The organism is Pantoea sp. App145, from assembly GCF_047947045.1.
Lineage (GTDB): Bacteria > Pseudomonadota > Gammaproteobacteria > Enterobacterales > Enterobacteriaceae > Pantoea.
Window position 1 is genome coordinate 3,483,443 of the sequence record NZ_CP133290.1, and the last position, 21,343, is coordinate 3,504,785.

Sequence of the window (21,343 nt, forward strand, 5' to 3'; positions counted from 1 at the left end):
TTCTCCACTCAGCGAATAAAAATCCCGGTGCGTTAGTCCCCAGTCAGGCTGGTACGATTAGCGGCTGAATCGCTTTTGAAGAGTTAACAGACCTTTTATGCATGCTTTTTAATCTTTGTTCCGATTCGACGATTCAGCACCTGCTCGCTAGCGGGTTAGTGAGGAGCGCTCATGTTGCTGGTTACCTGGGATAGCGTTCTGGTGACGGTTTCCTTAATCGTTGCTTTTATCGCCTCATTTACGGCGCTGGATACCGCCGGACGTGTCGCCGTGTCACGCGGCTTCCTTGCCCGTTTGTGGCTGGTGGCAGGTGGCACCGCGATGGGCATTGGCGTCTGGGCGATGCACTTTATCGGCATGCTGGCGATGATGCTGCCGATGACCATGCGCTACGATGTGACGCTCACTTCTCTGTCGCTGGCGGTCGCCATATTATCCTCCATCTTTTCCTTCGCGCAGGTGGTACGTGGTAGCCATCTGACGTTCCGCCGCCTGGTACGTGGCACCCTGATCCTCGGCACTGGGGTAGTGGTAATGCACTTTCTCGGTATGAACTCGCTGATGATTGATCCCGCTATTCAGTGGAATATGAAACTGGTTGTCCTGTCAGTGCTCATCGCCTATAGCGCTGCGGGTGTCGCGCTGTGGCTGGCGTTTCATCTGCGTCAGGGGGATGGCCTGCTGATCATGCGCGCTTATGCAGCACTGGCGATGGGTATCGCCATTGCTGGTATGCACTACGTCGGCATGGCCGCAGCACAGTTCAACAATACCAGCAGCATGATGGAACATGGTGTAAGCGATCAGGGGTTGGCGGTGTGGGTCACCATCATCACGTTGAGTATTCTTGGCGTGACGTTGTTGATTTCTATGCTGGATGCCCAGCTGCGCGCCGCGCGTCTGGCGACCAAACTCAAGACGGCTAATAACGAGCTGCATCAGTTAGCGATGCACGACACACTCACCACCTTACCGAACCGGGTGCTGCTGGAGCAGCAACTCGATGCAGCCGTCAAACACGCGACCCTTAACGATCAAACCTTCGCGCTGATGTTCATGGATCTCGACGGCTTTAAGGCGGTCAACGATACCTGGGGACATCATGTTGGTGACCGCTTACTTATCGCTGTTGCCACGCGACTGCGTAATCAGTTGCGCAAAGATGCGATGCTGGCGCGCCTCGGGGGCGATGAATTTGTGTTGCTAAGCCCGGACTGTGATGGCTTGCAAGCGGCTGCGCAGGCCCAGCGCTTGGTGAACACCATTGACGCCCCCTTTGAACTGGAGCGTTACTCGCTGCGCGTCTCGCTCAGCGTGGGGATTGTCATCTTCCCGCTGCATGGTCGCAGTAAGCAGGAGATGATGTTCAACGCCGATTCGGCGATGTATCACACCAAACATAGCGGACGTAACGGCTGGTGCCTGTACGAACCGGCCATGAGTGCGGTGGCGCAATATCAGCTGGCGCTGGCCAACGATCTGTGGAGTGCGCTGGAACATCAGGAAATGCGCCTGTTCTATCAACCGAAGTTCCGCGCCGGTGGCACGTTGCTGATGGGCTTTGAAGCGCTGCTGCGCTGGCAACATCCGCGCCGGGGATTGCTGATGCCGGATATGTTCCTGCCGCGAGCCGAGAAAACCGGACAGATTATCGCGCTGGGGAACTGGGTGATTAACGAAGCCTGCCGCCAGCTGCGGCAGTGGCATGATGAAGGAAACAACAGCTGGAGCGTCTCGGTTAACCTGTCGGCGCTGCAATTTCATCAGCGTGATCTGATCGACAGTCTGAGTGAAATTCTGCAACGACACGGCTTGCCGGAAGGGATGCTGATGCTGGAAATCACCGAAACCATCGCCATGCGTGACCCGCAGTTCAGCCAGCAGCGTATTGCTGAGTTGCATCAGTTGGGTGTCCGGGTGGCAATCGACAATTTTGGTATCGGTTATGCTAACTTGCTGCACCTGAAACATCTGGAGGCGACCGAGCTGAAGATTGATCGCAGCTTCATCAATAGCCTGCGTGCTGACAGTGAAGATGCCACGGTGGTCACTGCCATGATCAGCCTGGCGCAGAGCCTGAATCTGCGCATGGTGGCTGAGGGTGTGGAAACGGAAGAACAGCAACGCTTATTGACCGGGCTGGGTTTTGACATGTTGCAAGGCTATTTGCTGGGGAAACCGACACCGGCAGAACGCATCAGTGAATTCACCGTGGCGGCAACCCCGCAACTGAGCATCCCCGATAACGTTGCACCACTGGCAGGTGCCTGACAAGTAATTTTGATTTTCTGAATCGCAATCTTTCATCGTTCAAAGACTTATAACGACAGCACGACTGTCGGTAAATTGTACAATAATATTTATGTATTTTACTTTTTGTTAACAACACCACAGCTGCTGACCCAGCTATGACTTGGGAACTCACTATGTTAGTGACTTCGTACGATTGGTTTACCGTCATCGTCTCCGTTCTGGTGGCGATGCTGGCCTCATTTACCGCGCTGGATATGGCAGGACGAGTGGCAACCTCCACCGGCAAGACGGCGCTGGTGTGGCTGTTTGGCGGCGGCTTTGCGATGGGCATTGGCATCTGGGCGATGCACTTCATCGGCATGCTGTCGATGAGCCTTGATATGGTGATGAGCTACAACCCGTTATTGACGGCAGTCTCGATGGTGATTGCCGTGCTGGCGTCGATCTTTGCCCTGTGGCTGGTCTGCTCCGGTGAGTTGCCCTGGCCGCGTTTGTGCGGCGGAGCGGTGGTGCTCGGCAGTGGCGTGGTGGCGATGCACTACACCGGCATGGCCGCGTTGATGTTTGCGCCCGGTATTATCTGGAACGGGTATTGGGTGGCTGCGTCAGTGGTGATCGCGCTGGTCGCCTCCGGGGCGGCGCTGTGGCTGGCGTTTAACCTGCGTGAAGGACATGGTCGCGTCACCCTGCTACGGATTGGAGCTTCGGTGGTGATGGGCTGTGCCATCGCGGGTATGCACTATACCGGTATGGCGGCGGCGAATTTTCCGATGCAAAGCCACGCGACACATATGGGCGTTAACAGTAACTGGCTGGCGATGTTGGTGACGGTGGTAACGCTATCGATTCTGGGCATTACCCTGCTGGTATCCATGCTGGATGCAAGGATGCAGGCACGTACATCCATCCTCGCGCGTTCGCTGGCCGAGGCCAACCGTGAACTGGCGCAGCTGGCGTTGCATGATAACCTGACACGCCTGCCGAACCGTATTTTGCTGGAAGATCGTCTCGACCAGGCCATCAATAAAGCGGACCGCGAACACTCGCATTTTGCGCTGATGTTTATGGATCTTGATGGCTTCAAAGCGGTTAACGATGCCTTTGGCCACCATGTCGGTGACAATCTGCTGATCGCGGTAACCGAACGCATGACCGGGCAGATGAAAGGGCACTACACGCTGGCGCGCATGGGTGGCGATGAGTTCGTGTTGCTGATTGAAATCGACGATCCGAACGATGCCGCCGCCGCTGCTGATGCGCTGGTGAAGGCGATTGAAAAGCCGTTCAGCATCTCACGTTATGAGTTAATGGTGTCGCTGAGCATCGGTATCGCCGTGTATCCCGGCGATGGTGTTGATGAGCGTGAATTGATGTTTAACGCCGACGCCGCGATGTATCACACCAAAAACAACGGGCGCAACGGCTACAACTTCTTCCAGCCCTCTATGAACACCCTGGCGCAGAGCCAGTTGCAGTTAAACAACGACCTGTGGCAGGCGATGGAGAACAACGAGCTGCGGCTGTTCTATCAACCCAAATATTGCGCGCCGAGCGGACCGATCATTGGTTTTGAGGCGTTGCTGCGCTGGCAGCACCCGACACGCGGCTTGCTGACACCCGATAAATTCCTGCCGATGGCGGAGAAGACCGGGATGATCATCAATATCGGTAACTGGGTGATCAATGAAGCCTGCCGCCAGCTGCACTGCTGGCATTTGCTGGGACATCCGCACTGGTCAGTGGCGGTCAACCTGTCGGCGTTGCAGTTTGAGCAGAGCAATCTGGTGGAAACCGTCACGCAAGCTTTGTCGCAGCATCAGATTCCGGCTGAGCTACTCACGCTGGAGGTCACCGAAACCACCGCGATGCGTGACCCGGAGGAAAGCGTCCGTATCCTGACCGAGCTGACCAATATGGGGGTGAAAGCCTCGATTGATGACTTCGGCACCGGCTATTCCAGCCTGTTATATCTCAAGCGGTTACCGGCCAGTGAGCTGAAAATCGACCGCGCCTTCGTTAATGAGCTACAGGCAAAATCAGAAGATGCTACCATCGTCTCGGCGATTGTGGCGCTGGCACAGTCGCTGAATTTGAAAGTGGTGGCCGAAGGGGTAGAAACCGAGGGGCAACAGGCGTTTCTGACCGGGCTGGGTTGTAACACGCTACAGGGATATCTGCTGGGCAAGCCGGTACCACCAGAACGCATTGGCGAACTACCGGAGTTTGTGACCCCGGCAGCGGAACTGGAAGTTACCGCGAAGTAAGCCTTTTATGAATAGGTAGCGACGGAGATTCAGGTGGCGAAATATCAGCAGCTGGTTGATCAACTGCGGGAACAAATTGAAGCCAACATCTGGCAGCCAGGGGAAAAACTGCCGTCGCTGCGTCAGCAGGCCGATCAATCCGGCCTCAGCCTGATGACGGTGATGCATGCTTACGAAGTGCTGGAAAGCCAGGGCTGGATTCTGTCGAAACCGCAGTCCGGCTACTATATCGCACCCCGTGCGGCGGCTCCGCGCCCGCGTCTGCCAACCCAAACCGTGGCCCGCCCGGAACAGACCGACACCAACAGTTTCGTGTTTGATGTGCTGCAAGCCACGCGCGATCCGGCCATTATGCCGTTTGGCTCCGCCTTTCCCGATCCTGAACTGTTTCCGCAGCGCCAGCTGATGCGTTCGCTGGTGAAAGTCTCGCATAACCTGAAACCGACCGATGCGCTCAACAACCTGCCGCCGGGTAACGCTGATTTGCGCAAAATCCTTGCCCAGCGCTATGCGCAGCAGGGCATAACCATCTCACCGGATGACATTGTGATCACCAACGGTGCGATGGAGGCGCTCAACCTGAGCTTACAGGCGGTGACCGAACCTGGCGACTGGGTGGTGATTGAGAACCCCTCTTTCTATGGCGCGTTACAGGCGATTGAACGCCTGAAACTGAATGCGATTGCAGTCGCCAGCGACGTGGAGCAGGGGATTGATTTTGACGAACTGGAACAGGCGTTACAGCGCTGGCCGGTAAAAGCCTGCTGGCTGATGACCAACCGGCAAAATCCGCTTGGGTTCACCTTAAGCCATGCGCGCAAGGAGCAGCTGGTCACGCTACTGGAGCGCTACGGCGTGGCGCTGATTGAAGATGATGTGTACAGCGAACTGTGGATTGGTGACGAAAAGCCGCTCCCGGCGAAAGCCTTTGATCGTAACGGCGACGTGATGCATTGCGGCAGCTTCTCCAAAAATCTGGTGGCGGGGTTTCGTATTGGCTGGGTGGCAGCGGGAAGACATGCCCAGCGCGTCCAGCGTATCCAGCTGATGAGTACGCTTTCCACCAGCGCACCGATGCAGCTGGCACTGGCGGATTTTCTCTCCACCCGCAGCTACGACAGCCATTTGAAGCGACTGCGTCAGACGCTGGCGAAACGCAAACAGCTGGCGCGCGCGGCGTTACAGCAGGTACTACCCGCAGAGGCCAGCATCAGCGATACCCCTGGGGGGTACTTTTTATGGGTAGCCTTACCCGCCGGTATCAATACTACGCAGCTGTATCATCTGGCGTTAAAGGAAGGGATTAGTATCGCGCCGGGGCAGTTGTTTTCCAGCAGCGAAGATTTTCGCCACTGCTTCCGCTTCAATACTGCCTGGCCGTGGGATGCGCGCGCCGAAGCGGCGGTGAAAATGCTGGGTACATTGATCAATCAGCTTCACCCGTAACCGCGCGAGAAATCGCGCTGCTACGGGTGTGTGGGGGTTATACCTGCGCGGCCTGCTGGTGTCCCCATGTCAGGTAATATACGTCGTAAAAATCGACCTCACCTTTCTGCTGCATCAGGCGATGAATCCCGCTGCGCACCCGTTCCGGCGTGCCGGGGTTATCCAGAATCTTCGAGATACCTTGCTGCGATACCGGCTGAATGTAATACCACTCACCGTTGTAGCAAACGCGCAGATCCAGCGCATCAATATCCTCAAAGCGATACTTTGGATTGATATCCAGCAGCATCAGGAAGCTCATCACCAGCACAAACACGGTGGCGAACCAGAATGCAGGCCAGCCAAGCATGTCGGTGGAAAAAATCAGTGCGACGCACAGCGCGTAACACAGGTACATCACTCCCCACAGCCCCGGATGGGTTTTCAGAAATGAAAAGCTAAAACGCGGCCGGTTATCGCGGCGTTCTTCACGGTTCAGGGTAGCGATTTCATCAATCAGGATTTGTTTAATGGCGTCCATTGTTCACCTCTCTTTCACTGCCTGCCAGTAAAGCATGTAACAGTGAAGCGTTGCAGACACAGATCAGTGCAGATTTTTTATAACAGTTGCGCGGTAAATCGCCCTGCGCCGGGTGTTGCGCTCAAAATGTTAAAGAGGTTAATCATTAATTTGGCTTTAGTTAGCAAAATCATGCTTTTATGTGAATTTTGCGGACCTGAGCACATTGTATTGTCATGCGATTTTGCCACACTTATAGCATGTGGCTAACCGGAGAAAGAGTATGACTGTCTACCCATCCAGCCTGCTGTTACTGATGTCTTTCGCCGCTGGCACCTTTTCCGCAGGGGCTTCCAGTAACCCGCAGCATCTTATGTTATCGATCCCGTCCGGCGGTGTGCCGAACAATCCGTTGCCGCTGATCATCTGGCCCGGTGTCGCACCTGATGATGACGACGATGAAAACCAGGATACCGCCGCCTGGTTTGAAAAAACCTTTACGGATAACGGCTGGCCCGCAGCCTGGCGTTATCCGATCTTCCCTTATACCCATTACCACCCGAATACCCATGAAGTGCTGGGTGTCGCGGCGGGTTGGGCGGAAGTGCTATTTGGCGGTGACAGTGGCCGTATGGTGACGTTGCGCGAAGGCGATGCGGTACTGGTTCCGGCAGGGGTCGGCCATAAACAGGTCCACGCCAGTGAGGATTTTATGGTGGTTGGCGCCTATCCTGAAGGTATGTCGCCGGAAACGCTGCGCGATGAACCCCGCTTCCTGAGAACCTCTCAGCAGCAGATTCAGCGCGTACCTATGCCGCAGCGCGATCCTTTCACCGGCGGGGAGGGGGCAATGACTGAAATCTGGCTACCAGTCACGCAGCAGCTTGTGCACCGATAAGGTGCAATTTTGTAATAACCCGGCGTCGGCCCACTGATGGGTAGCGTGTGCGTCACAGCGCACACGCGCCTGGCACAGTTTATGCAGCAGTGGAATCAGGTCCTCTGATAAGCGCCGGGTAAATCATGAAAGAAAGCTACCAGATAGCATCACACTTCTATGATGAGATGTTGCTGAGCGACGGCCAACACCGCGCTCACTATCAGCACTACTGGGAATGGTTGCAAGCGGCGGACAAAGAGGCAGTGGCGCGTAAACGCGAAGAAGCGGAACTTTTGTTTCATCGCGTTGGCATCACCTTCAACGTCTATGGCGAAGACGGCGGCGCAGAGCGCCTGATTCCGTTCGATAGCGTGCCGCGCATTATTCCTGCCAGCGAATGGGCGATGCTCGATCGCGGTATCCGACAACGGGTGCAAGCCCTCAATGCCTTCCTGCATGATATCTACCACCAGCAGCACATCCTGAAAGCGGGCATCATTCCGGCCGAGCAGGTACTGGTCAACGATCAATACCAACCCTGCATGCAGGGCGTTGATCTGCATCGCAATATCTATGCGCATATCGTTGGCGTGGATATGGTGCGTAACAATGATGGCGAGTATTACGTGCTGGAGGATAACCTGCGCACCCCGTCTGGCGTCTCCTATATGCTGGAGAACCGCAAGATGATGATGCGTCTCTACCCGGAGTTGTTTGCCGAGCAGCATGTGGCCCCGGTGGAGCGTTATCCGTCACACCTGTTGCAGACGCTGCGTGAAAGCTCGCCGGTAAACGATCCGGTGGTGGTGGTGCTGACGCCAGGCCGCTTCAACAGCGCCTATTTCGAACACAGTTTCCTCGCGCAGCAAATGGGTGTGGAGCTGGTGGAAAGCGCTGACCTGTTTGTTAAAGATGGCGCGGTGATGATGCGTACCACCGCCGGACCCTGCAAGGTCGATGTGATCTATCGTCGCGTCGATGATGCCTTCCTCGATCCGCTGGCGTTCCGTCCGGATTCGATGCTTGGCGTCCCGGGATTGCTGTCGGTGTATCGTGCCGGGAATGTGGTGCTGGCGAATGCTATCGGCACCGGGGTAGCCGATGACAAATCGATCTACCCTTATGTGCCGGATATGATCCGCTTTTACCTCGACGAAGATCCGATCCTCAATAACGTTCCTACCTGGCAGTGCCGCAATCCGAAAGATCTCACCTACGTACTGGCGAACCTCGACAAGATGGTGGTGAAGGAAGTGCACGGGGCGGGTGGCTACGGCATGCTGATTGGTCCGGTGGCCAGCCAGCAGGAACTGAGCGATTTCCGCGCGCGCTTACAGGCGCGGCCCGATAACTACATCGCGCAAGACACCCTGTCGCTCTCCACCTGTCCGACGTTTATCGACAACGGTCTCGCGCCGCGTCATATCGACCTGCGTCCGTTTGCCCTGTGCGGAGCGGATATCCGTCTGGTACCGGGCGGCCTGACCCGTGTGGCATTGACAGAAGGCTCGCTGGTGGTGAACTCGTCGCAGGGCGGCGGTACTAAGGACACCTGGGTTCTGGAGGATGATGAATCATGCTAAGCCGCACGGCCAGTGGCCTCTATTGGATGGCGCGCTATCTGGAGCGCGCAGAACAACTTGCCCGGGTGCTGGATGTGACCAACCGGCTGTCGCTGATGCCGGTACGCAACAGCCACGGTGATGAGCTGCTGTTGCCGCTCAACCTCACCGGCACGCGTCAGCTGTTTGAAACCCTGAACGGGCGTTTCACCATGCCCCAGCTGTTCAATTTTTTTGCGCTCGACGAACGCAATCCCAGTAGCATTTTTTGCTGCTGGCAATCGGCATGGAACAACGCCCACGCGGTGCGCGGCAGCCTCTCGTCTGAAGTGTGGGAGAGCATCAACTCCACCTGGATTGAGATGCGTAACATGCGCCGTCGTGGCATTTCCAGTGCCAATGCCGACAGCTTTTTCGACTGGGTAAAAGAGCGCTGCCACCTGTTTCGCGGCGCGATGTTTGGCACCCTGCTGCGCGGTGATGCGATGAGTTTTATCCGTCTCGGCACCCTGATGGAACGCGCCGACGGTAGCGCCCGTTTGCTGAGCGTGAATCAGCAATTGCTGGAGCAGCACCCTGATTCGGTGCGCGAATATTACTGCCTCGACACCCTGCTGCGTGCGGTGTCCGCGCGCGAGGCGTACAACGCGATCTTCAAACAACAGCTGATGCCGGATCTGGTCAACGAGATGCTGATCCTGCGCAGCGAAAGTCCGCGATCGTTGCATTCCTGCATCGAAGAGATCGCCAATCAACTGGAGCAGATCGGCAGCAGCGGAGAAGATCGTCCGCGTTACCTCGCCACCGTGCTGCTGGCCGAGATGCGCTTCAGTACCTGGGAAAGCCTGACGCGTGCGGGACTCAACAACTGGCTGAATCACTTCCTGGAAGACATTAATCAATTGGCTGACAGCATTAATCACACCTATCTGGAGGCGAAATGAGACTGAACATCGAGCACAAAACCTGGTATGCCTGGGAGCATCAGGTCAAACTCAGCACCCAGTATCTGCGCCTGACGCCGCAAAATTCGGTGCATCAACAAATTCTGTCGTGGGAGCTGGCGCTGCCGTGTGAAGCCACGCGCACCGTTGATGCTTACGGCAACGTGATGCATGTCCTGACGCTGGATACCCCGCATCAGATGCTGGAGATTACCGCCCGTGGCGTGGTGGATATTCTTGATGATGGTGAGATGGCCGCCGATCCCGATTCCACCCTGTCGCCACTGATTTTCCTGCGCGGCACGCCGCTGACCCAGCCAGATAGCGCGATCCGCGATTTTGCCCTGCGTTACTGGCGAGCGGAAGCGCCACTCGCCAGCCTGGAGAAACTGATGGGCGAGCTGCTGCTGAAAATGCCTTACCGCCCCGGCAGCACCCAGGTAACTGATACCGCCGCGAAAGTATTTGCCGCCGGCTCTGGCGTTTGCCAGGATCACAGCCACGTGTTTCTTGCCTGCTGTCGCAGTCTGGGGATTCCGGCGCGTTATGTCAGCGGTTATCTCTATACTGACAATGTCGAACACGTTGCCACCCATGCCTGGGTTGAGGCGTGGCTGGATGACAGTTGGCACAGCTTTGATATCACCAACAATACCCGCAGTACGCGGCAGCATTTGCGGCTGGCGGTGGGCGTGGATTATCTCGATGCCTGTCCGGTACGTGGTATGCGGCTGGGTGGTGGGGGTGAAGATATGCTGGCGGTGGCCGCGGTGCAACAGGTGCACTCGCAGTAGTAATTTTCTTTGCAGGCGTGACTATGACTTATTGTGTGGCAATGCGTTTATCATCAGGGATGATTTTTGTTTCCGACTCTCGCACCAATGCGGGGGTTGACCATATTTCGTCGTTTCGTAAGTTGCATGTGTTCCAGGTGGATGATGAACGCACGCTGGTGCTGCAAAGTGCTGGCAACCTCGCCACCACGCAAAGCGTGATGAGCCTGCTACGACGCGGTTGTGATGACTACGACCAACCCAATTTGCTGAATGGGAAATCGCTGTATGACATTGCGCTGCTGGTGGGAGAAATGCTGCGCGAAGTGATCAAGCGCGATGGTGAAGAGTTTGGCGGCACACTGCTGCTCGGCGGCCAGATCCGCGGTGAGGAGCCGCGGTTGTTCCAGATCTATCCGCAGGGCAATTTTATTGAGGCCAGCGTCGATACGCCGTATTTCCAGATTGGTGAAAGCAAATACGGCAAACCGATTATCGACCGCGTGTTGCGCTACGAAACTCCGCTCAACCAGGCGATGCAATGTGCGCTGATCTCGATGGATTCTACGCTGGCGAGTAATATCTCAGTAGGGCTGCCGCTGGATGTCATGATTTATCACAGCGACAGTTTTAGCGATAACGAGCAGTACCATATCACCGACCAGCATCCCTATTTTTCGCAGATCCGTCAGCTGTGGAGCAAAGGGTTGCTGAGTGTTTTCTCCCAGTTACCGCCTTTGAAACTGTAATTCTCTCGCGTCTATGCGCGATAAATCGCGCCGCTACCATCCGGTGCCGTAGCGGCGCGATTTATCGCGCGTCTTTTAAACCACGCCACCACGGTCATAAATCTGAAAACAACCCGTTTTACCTTCGGGGCGATAACCGCTCCATATAAGAAGGTGAACTATGTTTTCTGTTGATCAGGTTCTCAATACTTACTGGCCGGCATACCAGGCAGCAGGCTGGCAAAAACGCCTGCTAAAATGGGCGCTACGTGAAAACGAATTTCAGCAATTTGCTGCTCGCTACCGCCACCTGCAAGGGGTGGATATGGTGGAGCAGGTACTGGAACACCTGGATGTGCGTTGCGATCTCAGTGAGCGCGATCTGGAGCAGATCCCCACTCACGGACCGGTGGTGATTATGGCGAACCATCCGCTCGGTGCGCTGGATGGTCTGGCGCTGCTGGCGGCAGTTTCGCAGGTTCGGCGCGACGTGAAAATCGTCGCCAACCGCATGCTGATGATGCTGGAACCACTGAATAATCTGATGCTGCCAGTGGATAACATGGGCAACCGCACCAACCGTGAGCAGCTGACGCGGATGCAGCAGCATCTCGACAACCAGGGCGCGTTGATTATCTTCCCGGCAGGCGAAGTTTCGCGCCTGACCAGCGGCGGTGTACGCGATCGACGCTGGCATCATAGCTTCCTGCGCCTTGCCGCACGTGCGCGTGCGCCGCTGGTGCCGGTGCACGTGGTGGGGCGTAACAGCATAGCATTCTACGCGGCCACCCATATTGCCCCTCCACTGGCGTTGCTGATGCTGGTTCGTGAGATGTTCCGCCAGCGTGGATCACGCATCAAGCTACATATTGGCGAACAAATCCCCTTTGCCCACTGGCATGATGGCCACACGCCGGGCAAAGAGCTGGCGAAGCGGCTACGTAAGCATCTGTATCGAATGGGTCAGGGACGGCGTGGCTTGTTCCAGACCGAAGCGGCGATTGCGCGTCCGGAAGATCGAGCCGAACTGAAAAAAGCGCTGCTGGAGAGTGAACGGCTGGGTACTTTGCCGGATGGTAAGCAAATCTACCTGTGGCGGCGTAACGGTACCAGCTGGGTGCCGCTGCTGCGCGAATTGGGACGTCTGCGTGAAATTGCCTTCCGTGCCGTGGGTGAGGGCAGCGGCAAACGACGCGATCTGGATAAGTACGATGATGATTATTATCACCTGATTCTGTGGGATGACGCGCAGCTGGAAATTGTGGGCGCGTACCGCTTTATCCCGGGTGCGGAACAACTGGAACGACGCGGTCTGGAAGGGATTTACAGCGACAGTCTGTTCCATTATGACGAACGGATGCTGCCGATTATCCGCCAGGGGCTGGAGCTGGGACGCAGCTTTATTCAGCCAGCTTACTGGGGCAAACGCGGGCTGGATTATTTGTGGATGGGCATTGGTGCCTATATCGCCCGTTACCCGGAAACCCGTTATCTGTTTGGCCCGGTGTCGATCTCCGGCGGCATGCCGCTGGCGGCACGTGATCTGCTGGTAGCGTTTTATCGTCTCTATTTCCCCACCGAGCTGCCGCTGGCAACCTCACGCCGTCCCTATCCGGCCTCGCTGCCTGAAGTGCTGGCGCAGTTCACCGGCGATAATTATCAGGAAGATTTACGCCGCCTGAAGCATCTGCTCGCCAACCTCGGTACGGCCATTCCAACGCTGTACAAACAATATTCCGAACTGTGCGAACCGGGTGGGGTGCAGTTTATTGATTTTGGTAGCGATCCCGATTTCAACAACTGTATCGATGGGCTGGTGCTGGTGGATCTGACGCGCGTCAAAGCCGCCCGCTATGAGCGTTATATCGCGATGCATCTGGCGGAGGCTGGCACAGAAACGTAAGGCGGGTGTCACGGGCCTGTCATCTGATTGCCGTAGGGTCTACGGCGTATTGTCAGAGAAAGGCCAGAATTGATGGCGGCTATAACCCTTCGCGGGCTGTGCAAATCCTTTGCGGCACAGCCTGTCCTGCAAGATATCTCCCTGCATATTGCGCAGGGAGAATTCATTGCCGTACTTGGCCCCTCCGGCTGCGGCAAAACTACCTTATTACGTTTGCTGGCGGGCTTTGAAACCGCGGATGCGGGTGAGATTCATGTGGGCGATCGCTGCTTTGCGGCACCCGGCCTGCATCTGCCACCCGAAGAGCGCCAGCTGGGCGTGGTATTCCAGAGCTACGCGCTGTGGCCGCATATGACAGTGGCGGAGAACGTGGCCTACAGCCTGAAAGTCAACGGTGTGGCGCGGACGGAACGCGAACAGCGTACCCACCAGGCACTGGCGCTGGTTGGCTTGCAACCCTTCGCTGAACGTCGTCCGGCGGATCTCTCCGGTGGTCAGCGGCAGCGCGTGGCATTGGCGCGCTGCCTGGTGGCTCAGCCCACCCTGGTGCTGCTGGATGAACCGCTCGCCAATCTCGATGTTCATCTGCGCGCTACCATGGAAGAGGAATTTCGCCGCTTCCATCGTCACAGCCATGCCACCCTGCTGTACATCACCCACGATCAACATGAAGCGATGGCGCTGGCCGATCGCATCGTGGTGATGGATGGCGGTCGGGTGATGCAGTACGCCACCCCGCAAACTCTGTGGCGTGAACCGGCCAATGAGATGGTCGCCACCTTTATTGACGATGGCAAAGTGCTGCCGGTGAGCGACATCGAGCCGCTCGGTGACGGGCGGGCGTTCGCCACGCTCTGCGGTAAGCAGGTGTCGCTGCGTTGCGCACCTCAGCAGCCACCGTGTCCACAGGGCAAAGCCAGTTTTCATGCTGCGGATTTTCGCCTTGCCCAGCCGGGCGAAGCGCAGTTTGCCGCACGTGTGCAGCGTGTGATTTATCGTGGCGGCCACCATCAGCTCAACCTGATGCCTCTGGCTATGCCCGAGAGCAGCCTGACGCTGATGCTGGCAGATGGCCCTGTACCCGTTGCTGATGCCACGATCGGCGTGGCATTGCGCGACGGCTGGATTCTTCCTTCATAACAACTCATGGAAAAGGTTATGCGCACTTCGTTGAATGTTTTGCTGTTATCCAGTGGATTACTGCTTTCCGCCGTCAGCCATGCCGATGCAACGCCGTCGGGCAAGCTGGTGGTGTATACCTCACAAGCGCCGGAAATCGCGCAACAAACCATTGATGCCTTCAAAGCGGCTTATCCCAACATTGAGGTGGAGTGGACACGTAACGGCACCACGCAACTGATGAATGTGCTGCGCACGGAAATGATGAGCGGCGAGGCGAAGCCGGATGTGCTGCTGATCGCCGATGCCATCAACCTCGGTGCGCTGAAAAAAGAGAACCAGCTTTACAGCTACCAGGATGCGCCGGTCAGCCATATCAATCCCTCGTTCTACGACAAAGACAAAACCTTCTTTGGTACCAAAATTATCTCCACGGTGATCGCCTATAACACCCAGCATGCCAAACCGATCGACAGCTGGAATGCGCTGGCGGTGGAAGCCAATAAAGGTCAGATCGCCATGCCCAGCCCGCTTTATTCCGGGGCGGCGCTGTATAAGCTGCATACCGACATCAACACGCCGGATATCGGCTGGAACTTCTACAAAAAACTGGCGGCGATGGGCGTTGCTCCGCAGGGTGGCAATGGTCCGGCACTGAAAGCCGTCGCCAGCGGGCTGGATAAATATGGCGTGATTACCGATGCTGACGTGATCCTGGCGAAGAAAAAAGGATCACCGGTTGATCTGGTCTATCCGAAAGAGGGCGTTTCTTACGTCACCGAACCCGTAGCGATCATGAAGACGGTGCACAACCTGCCTGCCGCCAAAGCTTTTGTGAACTTTATCCTGTCGGAGCAGGGGCAGAAGTTAGTGGTTGAGCAGGGGAACCGCCCGGTTGACGATCGCGTGTCGGCCCCGGCAGGCTTCACGCCGATCAGCCAGATCAAGCTGCTGACGCCAGACGTGGCGAAAGCAATTAACGAAGATGCTGAGGTGCGCGACCAGTTCACCCAGTTATTCGGCGGCTGATGATGAGCGTGCTGAGCAACGAATGGCACAGCCGTGTGCGCAGCGGACAGCGCTGGCGGCTACGCAGCGAAGGGGTGATTCTGGCACTGATGGTGCTGCTGATTGCATCATTGTCGGTGGCTCCGCTGCTGCGCCTGGTGTGGACCGCCATTGCGCCACAGGGGGTGCCGGATGCGGCGCGACTGTGGCGTTTGCTCGCCAGCGAACGCGTATTGATCGCCACAGGCAACACCCTGCTGATTGCCCTCAGCTCAACCGCCATTTCCCTGTTGCTTGGCACCCTTGCCGCCTGGCTGGTGGCACTCACCGATTTGCGGGCGAAAACCGCCTGGGTGTTTGCTTTTATCCTGCCACTGATGATCCCACCGCAGGTCACGGCGCTGGCATGGTTGCAGGCGTTAGCGCCTTCCAGCCCGCTGGCGTTATTGTTTACCGGGCTGGGGGTGCCGTGGTTTGCACCCGGAGAACAGCCGCTCTATTCCATGACGGGCATTGTGCTGTTGCTGGGTATGCACAATGCGCCGCTGGTGTTTCTTACCGTGCGCGCCGGGTTGCGCCGTCTGCCTGCTGATTTGGTCGAAGCGGCACAGGTCAGCGGGGCATCGCGCTGGCGGGTACTGTTCACCATTATTCTGCCGTTAGCGCGCCCGGCGATTTTTGCCGGAGCGGCGCTTACCTTTGTGGCGGCCGCAGGTAACTTCGGTATCCAGGCGATGTTGGGAATTCCGGCCCGTGTGCCCACCTTGATTACCCTGGTGTATCAGCAGCTGAACGGCATCGGTCCCGCTGCGCTGCCCAATACTGCGGTGTATGCACTGCTGATCGCCATGATCACCCTGGCGGGTATGGGGGCGAGCGCCTGGCTTGGTGGCCGTCATGATGTGCGGGTCAGCGGTGCTCCCCGTCTGTGGCATCAATCTCTGGGGCGTGCGCGCGCGCTGGTGGCGGCGCTGGCCTGGCTGTGGATGGTGCTGACGTTGCTGCTTCCGGTCAGTGCGTTGCTGATCACCGCGCTGACCCACGGTTACGGCCAGGCATTGACCTGGCAAACGCTGACGCTGGAAAACTTCCGCGCTGCCTTGTGGGGTTATCCGGCGGTGCGGGATGCGTTTGTGACCAGCCTCGGCCTGACTACGTTGGCCGCCGTTATCCTGACGCTGACTGCGCTGTTTCTGGCTTATTTCCTCAGCTGGCGACGCACGCGTCTGGTGCGCGGCCTGTGGCTGGCGAGCGAACTCACCTATGCCTTGCCGGGCATTGTCACCGGTGTGGCGGCATTGTTGTTCTTCCTGCGTCCGCTGCCGTTGGTCAATGTGTCGCTGTATGGCACGGTGTGGATCATCCTCGCTGCCTATCTGGCCAACTTCCTTGCTCTGGTGCTGCGTCCGACGCTGGCCGGTTTCGCCCAGCTGGAACCGGCACTGGATGAAGCGGCCCGGCTGTGTGGTGCCGGTTTTCTGCGCCGGATGCGCGACATTTTGTTACCGCTGGCGGCCCCCTCGGCACTGGCGGGAACGGTGCTGGTGTTCCTCACCGCGCTGAATGAAATTCAGGTATCGGTACTGCTGGTCACGTCCCGGACGCAAACCATCGGCCCAACCATCGTCTTTCTTGACGAAGGAGGCTCTGCCTCGCTGGCGGCGGCGGTCGGCTGCCTGATGATTGTGGTGGTTTGCCTGCTGATGGCGCTGGCGACCCGGCTGACGCGGCGTCTGCCGCAAGGGGTATTACCGTGGCAAGCGTAACGGCGATTAGCGGCGTGGGCGGCAAGCTGCCTGCGGCGTTCCTGCTGGAGATTGAGGGTTATCAGTTGCTCTGGGATTGTGGTGCGGGTCCGCAACCTGGCGTGCGGCCGGATATCGATGCCATTGGCCAGGTGGATGCCCTGTGTCTGACCCATTCACATATTGATCATGCTGCCTCGCTGGATTGCTGGGCGCGTATCGGTTCACCGCTGGTGTACGCCACCGAACAGACCTGGCTGCAATTGCATGATGCACCGGTCGCGATGCATGCCCGACGTCAGCTGCCGCTGCGCGGGCAGACGGCTCTGGGGCCGTTCAATCTGTTTACCGGTCGCAGCGGGCATTCGCCCGGTTCGGTGTGGTTTCATCTGCCGCTGGCGGGGGGCATTACTTATATGGGCGACTGGAGTCGTGAGTCGCTGTTATTACCGTTTGACTGCCCGCCGGACGCGAAGCTGCTAATTACCGATGCGTCTTACGGCGATCGGGTACAACGTCTCAGTGAACAGATGGATGCACTGGCGCAGGCCGTGGCTGGCGGGGCGGTAATTGCGGTGCCTGAGCATGGCCGCGGGCCGGAAGTGGCGCTGCAACTGGTGGCGCGCGGGTTAACCGTGCAACTCTGCCCTCAGGTACGGAGCGAAGTGGCGCAGCTGCTGGCACTGGATAAGTTGCCTGCCAGCGCGTCGCTGGCATTGCTGTGTTTGCTGCAACAACCGCAGCCAGACCAGTGGCTGCCCGCAAGCGTGATTGTCGCCGCTGATGCGGTGGCGGATGAGGGGCTGGCGGCAGAGCTGAGCGGGCAGGCGGGCTTTCGCTTTATCTTCAGTAGTCATGTCGCAGCGGGTACGCGTGCCGCGCAGTTATTGGCGCAACGCCAGGCGCGCTGGTTGCCGTGGAATGTGCATCCACCGCTCGATGATCAACTCTGGTTGATTGGCAAAACCGGCGCGCAACGCGTGATTCCGGCCTTTGTGGAACCTTCGCAGTGTGAGCAATTTGCCGGGCTGGCACCTCTCTGCTGGCAGCGACAGATTTCACTGCCATCCCATGCCGATACCCCGCGCTTTCCTGTTGAACATCGTCAACGCAGCATAATTAATTAAGTATCCCACTGAACGTTTTCTCGCCACAGCCGATAACCAAACTACCAACTTGTGCCTGTTAGCTGATAGCGCTTGTCAACGCTGCGTATTTGCTATTAAGTCTGCAGAGCAATTAAGAATTTTCCTGGGATGCCAGGTGACACAAGGCCAGCAATAGGCAAATAACAATGGATAATAATTCTGACGGCATGTATCGGCTGCTAGTGCAGAGCGTGCTCGATTACGCGATTTTTATGCTCAAGCCCGACGGTACGGTGGCGAGCTGGAACGCGGGTGCGCAACGCGCCAAAAACTACACCGCTGAAGAAATCATCGGCAAGAATTTCGCGTTATTTTACAGCGAAGATGACCGCAAAAATGGCGCACCGCATCGCGCTTTATCCACCGCCACCGCCACCGGACGTTTTGAGACTGAAGGCTGGCGCTACCGCAAAGACGGCAGCGCTTTCTGGGCACATGTGATTATTGATGCCATCCGTGATGAATACGGTGAGCTACTCGGTTTTGCCAAAATTACCCGGGATTGCACCCGGCAGCAGACATTACAGCGCAAACAGCGAGAGCAGGAAGAACGCTTCCGCCTGCTGGTAGAGGGCGTCACCGATTACGCCATCTATATGCTGGATCTGGATGGTAACGTCGAAAACTGGAATGCCGGGGCGCAACGTGCCAAAGGCTATGTCGCTGAAGAGATCGTCGGCCAGAATTTTTCCCGTTTCTACAGCGCTCAGGATCGTCTCAACCATATCCCGGAAAAGAATCTGGGGATTGCCTTTAAAACCGGTCGTTTTGAGGATGAAGGTTGGCGTTATCGCAAAGACGGCAGCGCCTTTTGGGCGCACGTGATTATTGATGCAATCCGTAATGACGCCGGAAAGCTGATCGGTTACGCCAAAATTACCCGCGACTGTACCGAACAACAGGCGCTACTGCGCGCCCAGCGCGAACAGGAAAAGACCTTCCGTCTGCTGGTGGAAGGGGTGCGGGATTACGCCATTTATATGCTGGATGTGCATGGGATGGTGGTGAACTGGAATATCGGGGCGCAGCGGGCCAAAGGCTATCGCTCGGAAGAGATTGTCGGCCAGCATTTTTCGGTGTTCTACGGCGCTCAGGAGCGCCAGTCGAAAACGCCTGATGCCAATCTCGGCATCGCGCTGAAAACCGGTCGCTTTGAAGACGAAGGCTGGCGCTACCGGAAAGACGGCTCGGCATTTTGGGCGCATGTGATCATCGATGCCATCCACAATGAAGAGGGGCGGCTGATTGGCTTCGCCAAAATTACCCGCGACATTACCGAGCGACGTGAACACGAGCAGCAACTGTTGCGCGCGCGGGATCTGGCAGAAGCGCAAAGCACCAAAGCTTCTGAGATATCAAAATTCCTCGATAATATCATCAGCAATATACCGTCCTGCGTGATTGTCGAAGATGCCATCAGTCGCGAGATCCTGATGGTGAATGATAAAGCCGAGCAGCTGTTTGGCATCAATAAGATGCTGATCATGCATAAGCGACCACATGAATGTATGTCGGCGGAACTGAGTGATTACTTCAATAGCCTGGCGGATATTGCGTTACGCAGCGAAGGCATGCATACCCGTGAACAGCTGCTGCTGACGGCAAGCGGCGAGCGTATTCTGCATACCCGCGCCGCCACCATTGCCGGCAAAGATTTACGCCAGAATTTTGTCATGCTGATTGTGGAGGACGTGACCGATCAGCGTGAAGCCGATGCCCGTATTCACCATATGGCGCATCACGATAACCTGACCAGCCTGCCAAACCGTATTTTGTTCCGCCAGAAGCTCAGCGAGGCATTACGCGCCGATCACCAAAGTGGTCATGCCATCGCCACCCTGTGTCTCGATCTGGATAACTTCAAAAACGTTAATGATGCGCTGGGACACCAGATTGGTGACGATCTGCTGAGAACGGTGGCGAAACGTCTGCGTAATGTGCTGCGTGACCACGACACGCTGGCACGAATCGGTGGTGATGAATTTGCCATCGTGCTGCCCAGCGTGCGTAACGCTGATGAAGCGGCGGTGGTGGCACAGCGATTGATTGAAGCCATCCGTCCCCCGGTGAATCTGGAAGGACATAATCTGTCGGTGGGCCTGAGCGTGGGTATCGCGCTGAGTTCGCAGGCTATCAATACGCCAGAACAGTTGCTGCGCTGTGCTGATATGGCGCTGTATGAAGCCAAGCGCAATGGCCGCAATCGTTGCGAACACTTTACGCTGGAGATGGACGATTTGGCGCGCAGCCGTCGGGTGATCGAAAACGATCTGCGTGATGCGATCAGCGGTCGTCAACTGAGGTTGTACTATCAACCGATCACTGATGGTGATGAGAAAGGGATCATTGGCTATGAAGCGCTGATGCGCTGGCATCACCCGATCAAAGGGTTGATCATGCCGAATGATTTTATTCCGATCGCCGAAGAGACCGGATTGATTCATCTGCTGGGAGCCTATGCGCTGTATGAAGCCTGTCGCGAAGCGGCAAGCTGGGAAGGTGAGCAGTCGGTGTCGGTTAACCTGTCGCCATTGCAGTTTAAGAACAGCTCGCTGGTGTCGGTGGTAGAGGGGGCGTTACGTGAGTCAGGACTGGCACCGCATCGTCTTGAAGTCGAGATTACCGAATCGGTATTGCTGGATGACACGCTTGGCAATATCCGCACCCTGCAAAACCTGAAAGCGCTGGGTGTGCAGATTGCGCTGGATGACTTCGGCACCGGTTATTCGTCGCTCAGCTATTTGCGATCCTTCCCGTTCGATAAGATCAAAATCGACAAATCGTTTATCAACGATATGGGGGACAGTCGGGAAGCGCTGGCGATTATCCGCGCCATCACCGGGATGAGCCGTAGTCTGGATATTCAGATCACCGCCGAAGGGGTGGAGAGCAGTGAGCAGTTCGCCAAATTGCGTGAAGAAGGCTGCACGTTGTTCCAGGGGTATCTGTTCGGCCGCCCGCAACCTTCGGAGCTACGTTTGAAGACGCTGGAATAATGGCATAAACCGTAGCGGCGTGATTTATCACGCAATTGCGCCAGTGCGGGTAAAACCCGCGCGATAAATCGCGCC

The 21,343-nt window shown here is 56.9% G+C and carries 15 protein-coding genes; 14 read left to right on the forward strand and 1 reads right to left on the reverse strand.

Translation table 11 applies throughout. The features are described from left to right. Positions 1 to 171: 171 nt before the first annotated feature. The 3 genes from RCF31_RS16155 to RCF31_RS16165 all read left to right on the forward strand — a co-directional run bounded on the left by RCF31_RS16155 (position 172) and on the right by RCF31_RS16165 (position 5,963). A complete protein-coding gene (locus RCF31_RS16155) occupies positions 172 to 2,271 on the forward strand; it encodes a putative bifunctional diguanylate cyclase/phosphodiesterase (RefSeq protein WP_416411679.1) in 2,100 nt (699 codons plus the stop codon). A gap of 155 nt (positions 2,272 to 2,426) precedes the next feature. Next, entirely contained in the window at positions 2,427 to 4,517 is a 2,091-nt protein-coding gene (locus tag RCF31_RS16160) for a putative bifunctional diguanylate cyclase/phosphodiesterase (RefSeq protein ID WP_416411680.1), read from the forward strand. A gap of 33 nt (positions 4,518 to 4,550) precedes the next feature. Then, positions 4,551 to 5,963, forward strand: coding sequence for a PLP-dependent aminotransferase family protein (locus tag RCF31_RS16165; protein WP_416411681.1), 1,413 nt, complete (start codon positions 4,551 to 4,553; stop codon positions 5,961 to 5,963). A gap of 37 nt (positions 5,964 to 6,000) precedes the next feature. Here the strand turns inward: RCF31_RS16165 and RCF31_RS16170 are convergent, their stop codons facing one another. Beyond that, positions 6,001 to 6,483, reverse strand: a complete 483-nt coding sequence (locus RCF31_RS16170; protein ID WP_416411682.1) for a YlaC family protein — start codon at positions 6,481 to 6,483, stop codon at positions 6,001 to 6,003. 262 nt (positions 6,484 to 6,745) lie between these two features. On the opposite strand from RCF31_RS16170, the gene RCF31_RS16175 reads away from it, so the two are divergent. From RCF31_RS16175 to RCF31_RS16225, 11 genes are all read left to right on the forward strand, one after another. Beyond that, on the forward strand, positions 6,746 to 7,360 hold the full coding sequence (locus tag RCF31_RS16175) for a cupin domain-containing protein (RefSeq protein ID WP_084876820.1): 615 nt from the start codon (positions 6,746 to 6,748) through the stop codon (positions 7,358 to 7,360). A gap of 125 nt (positions 7,361 to 7,485) precedes the next feature. Further along, the gene (locus RCF31_RS16180; protein WP_084876819.1) at positions 7,486 to 8,925 is read left to right on the forward strand and encodes a circularly permuted type 2 ATP-grasp protein; all 1,440 of its coding nucleotides are present in this window, start codon (positions 7,486 to 7,488) and stop codon (positions 8,923 to 8,925) included. Then, positions 8,919 to 9,848, forward strand: coding sequence for an alpha-E domain-containing protein (locus RCF31_RS16185; protein ID WP_299459599.1), 930 nt, complete (start codon positions 8,919 to 8,921; stop codon positions 9,846 to 9,848). Before RCF31_RS16180 ends, RCF31_RS16185 begins: the two co-directional genes overlap by 7 nt. Continuing rightward, positions 9,845 to 10,642 (forward strand): transglutaminase family protein, encoded by a 798-nt coding sequence (locus RCF31_RS16190; protein WP_416411683.1) that lies wholly within the window; start codon positions 9,845 to 9,847, stop codon positions 10,640 to 10,642. Before RCF31_RS16185 ends, RCF31_RS16190 begins: the two co-directional genes overlap by 4 nt. A gap of 23 nt (positions 10,643 to 10,665) precedes the next feature. Continuing rightward, complete coding sequence (locus RCF31_RS16195; RefSeq protein WP_416411684.1) at positions 10,666 to 11,370, forward strand: peptidase; 705 nt, start codon at positions 10,666 to 10,668, stop codon at positions 11,368 to 11,370. A 160-nt stretch (positions 11,371 to 11,530) separates the two neighbouring features. Next, positions 11,531 to 13,252 carry a lysophospholipid acyltransferase family protein gene (locus RCF31_RS16200; protein WP_416411685.1) on the forward strand — a complete coding sequence of 574 codons (1,722 nt, stop codon included), beginning with the start codon at positions 11,531 to 11,533 and terminating at the stop codon, positions 13,250 to 13,252. Positions 13,253 to 13,324: 72 nt separating this feature from the next. Continuing rightward, a complete protein-coding gene (locus tag RCF31_RS16205; protein ID WP_299459605.1) occupies positions 13,325 to 14,392 on the forward strand; it encodes an ABC transporter ATP-binding protein in 1,068 nt (355 codons plus the stop codon). Between the two features lie 6 nt (positions 14,393 to 14,398). After that, positions 14,399 to 15,400 carry an ABC transporter substrate-binding protein gene (locus RCF31_RS16210; RefSeq protein WP_416411686.1) on the forward strand — a complete coding sequence of 334 codons (1,002 nt, stop codon included), beginning with the start codon at positions 14,399 to 14,401 and terminating at the stop codon, positions 15,398 to 15,400. A gap of 2 nt (positions 15,401 to 15,402) precedes the next feature. After that, on the forward strand, positions 15,403 to 17,145 hold the full coding sequence (locus tag RCF31_RS16215) for an ABC transporter permease (RefSeq protein WP_416413276.1): 1,743 nt from the start codon (positions 15,403 to 15,405) through the stop codon (positions 17,143 to 17,145). Then, on the forward strand, positions 17,133 to 18,251 hold the full coding sequence (locus RCF31_RS16220) for an MBL fold metallo-hydrolase (protein ID WP_416411687.1): 1,119 nt from the start codon (positions 17,133 to 17,135) through the stop codon (positions 18,249 to 18,251). Before RCF31_RS16215 ends, RCF31_RS16220 begins: the two co-directional genes overlap by 13 nt. A 167-nt stretch (positions 18,252 to 18,418) precedes the next feature. Further along, positions 18,419 to 21,268, forward strand: a complete 2,850-nt coding sequence (locus RCF31_RS16225) for an EAL domain-containing protein (protein ID WP_416411688.1) — start codon at positions 18,419 to 18,421, stop codon at positions 21,266 to 21,268. Positions 21,269 to 21,343: the final 75 nt, after the last annotated feature.

Bases quoted from the DNA above. Each gene is read 5' to 3' on its own strand.
- RCF31_RS16215 (WP_416413276.1), top strand. From the start codon at position 15,403: ATGAGCGTGCTGAGCAACGAATGGCACAGCCGTGTGCGCAGCGGACAG.
- RCF31_RS16195 (WP_416411684.1), top strand. From the start codon at position 10,666: ATGACTTATTGTGTGGCAATGCGTTTATCATCAGGGATGATTTTTGTT.
- RCF31_RS16210 (WP_416411686.1), top strand. From the start codon at position 14,399: ATGGAAAAGGTTATGCGCACTTCGTTGAATGTTTTGCTGTTATCCAGT.
- RCF31_RS16200 (WP_416411685.1), top strand. From the start codon at position 11,531: ATGTTTTCTGTTGATCAGGTTCTCAATACTTACTGGCCGGCATACCAG.
- RCF31_RS16190 (WP_416411683.1), top strand. From the start codon at position 9,845: ATGAGACTGAACATCGAGCACAAAACCTGGTATGCCTGGGAGCATCAG.
- RCF31_RS16185 (WP_299459599.1), top strand. From the start codon at position 8,919: ATGCTAAGCCGCACGGCCAGTGGCCTCTATTGGATGGCGCGCTATCTG.
- RCF31_RS16155 (WP_416411679.1), top strand. From the start codon at position 172: ATGTTGCTGGTTACCTGGGATAGCGTTCTGGTGACGGTTTCCTTAATC.
- RCF31_RS16170 (WP_416411682.1), bottom strand. From the start codon at position 6,483: ATGGACGCCATTAAACAAATCCTGATTGATGAAATCGCTACCCTGAAC.
- RCF31_RS16160 (WP_416411680.1), top strand. From the start codon at position 2,427: ATGTTAGTGACTTCGTACGATTGGTTTACCGTCATCGTCTCCGTTCTG.
- RCF31_RS16225 (WP_416411688.1), top strand. From the start codon at position 18,419: ATGGATAATAATTCTGACGGCATGTATCGGCTGCTAGTGCAGAGCGTG.
- RCF31_RS16175 (WP_084876820.1), top strand. From the start codon at position 6,746: ATGACTGTCTACCCATCCAGCCTGCTGTTACTGATGTCTTTCGCCGCT.
- RCF31_RS16205 (WP_299459605.1), top strand. From the start codon at position 13,325: ATGGCGGCTATAACCCTTCGCGGGCTGTGCAAATCCTTTGCGGCACAG.
- RCF31_RS16180 (WP_084876819.1), top strand. From the start codon at position 7,486: ATGAAAGAAAGCTACCAGATAGCATCACACTTCTATGATGAGATGTTG.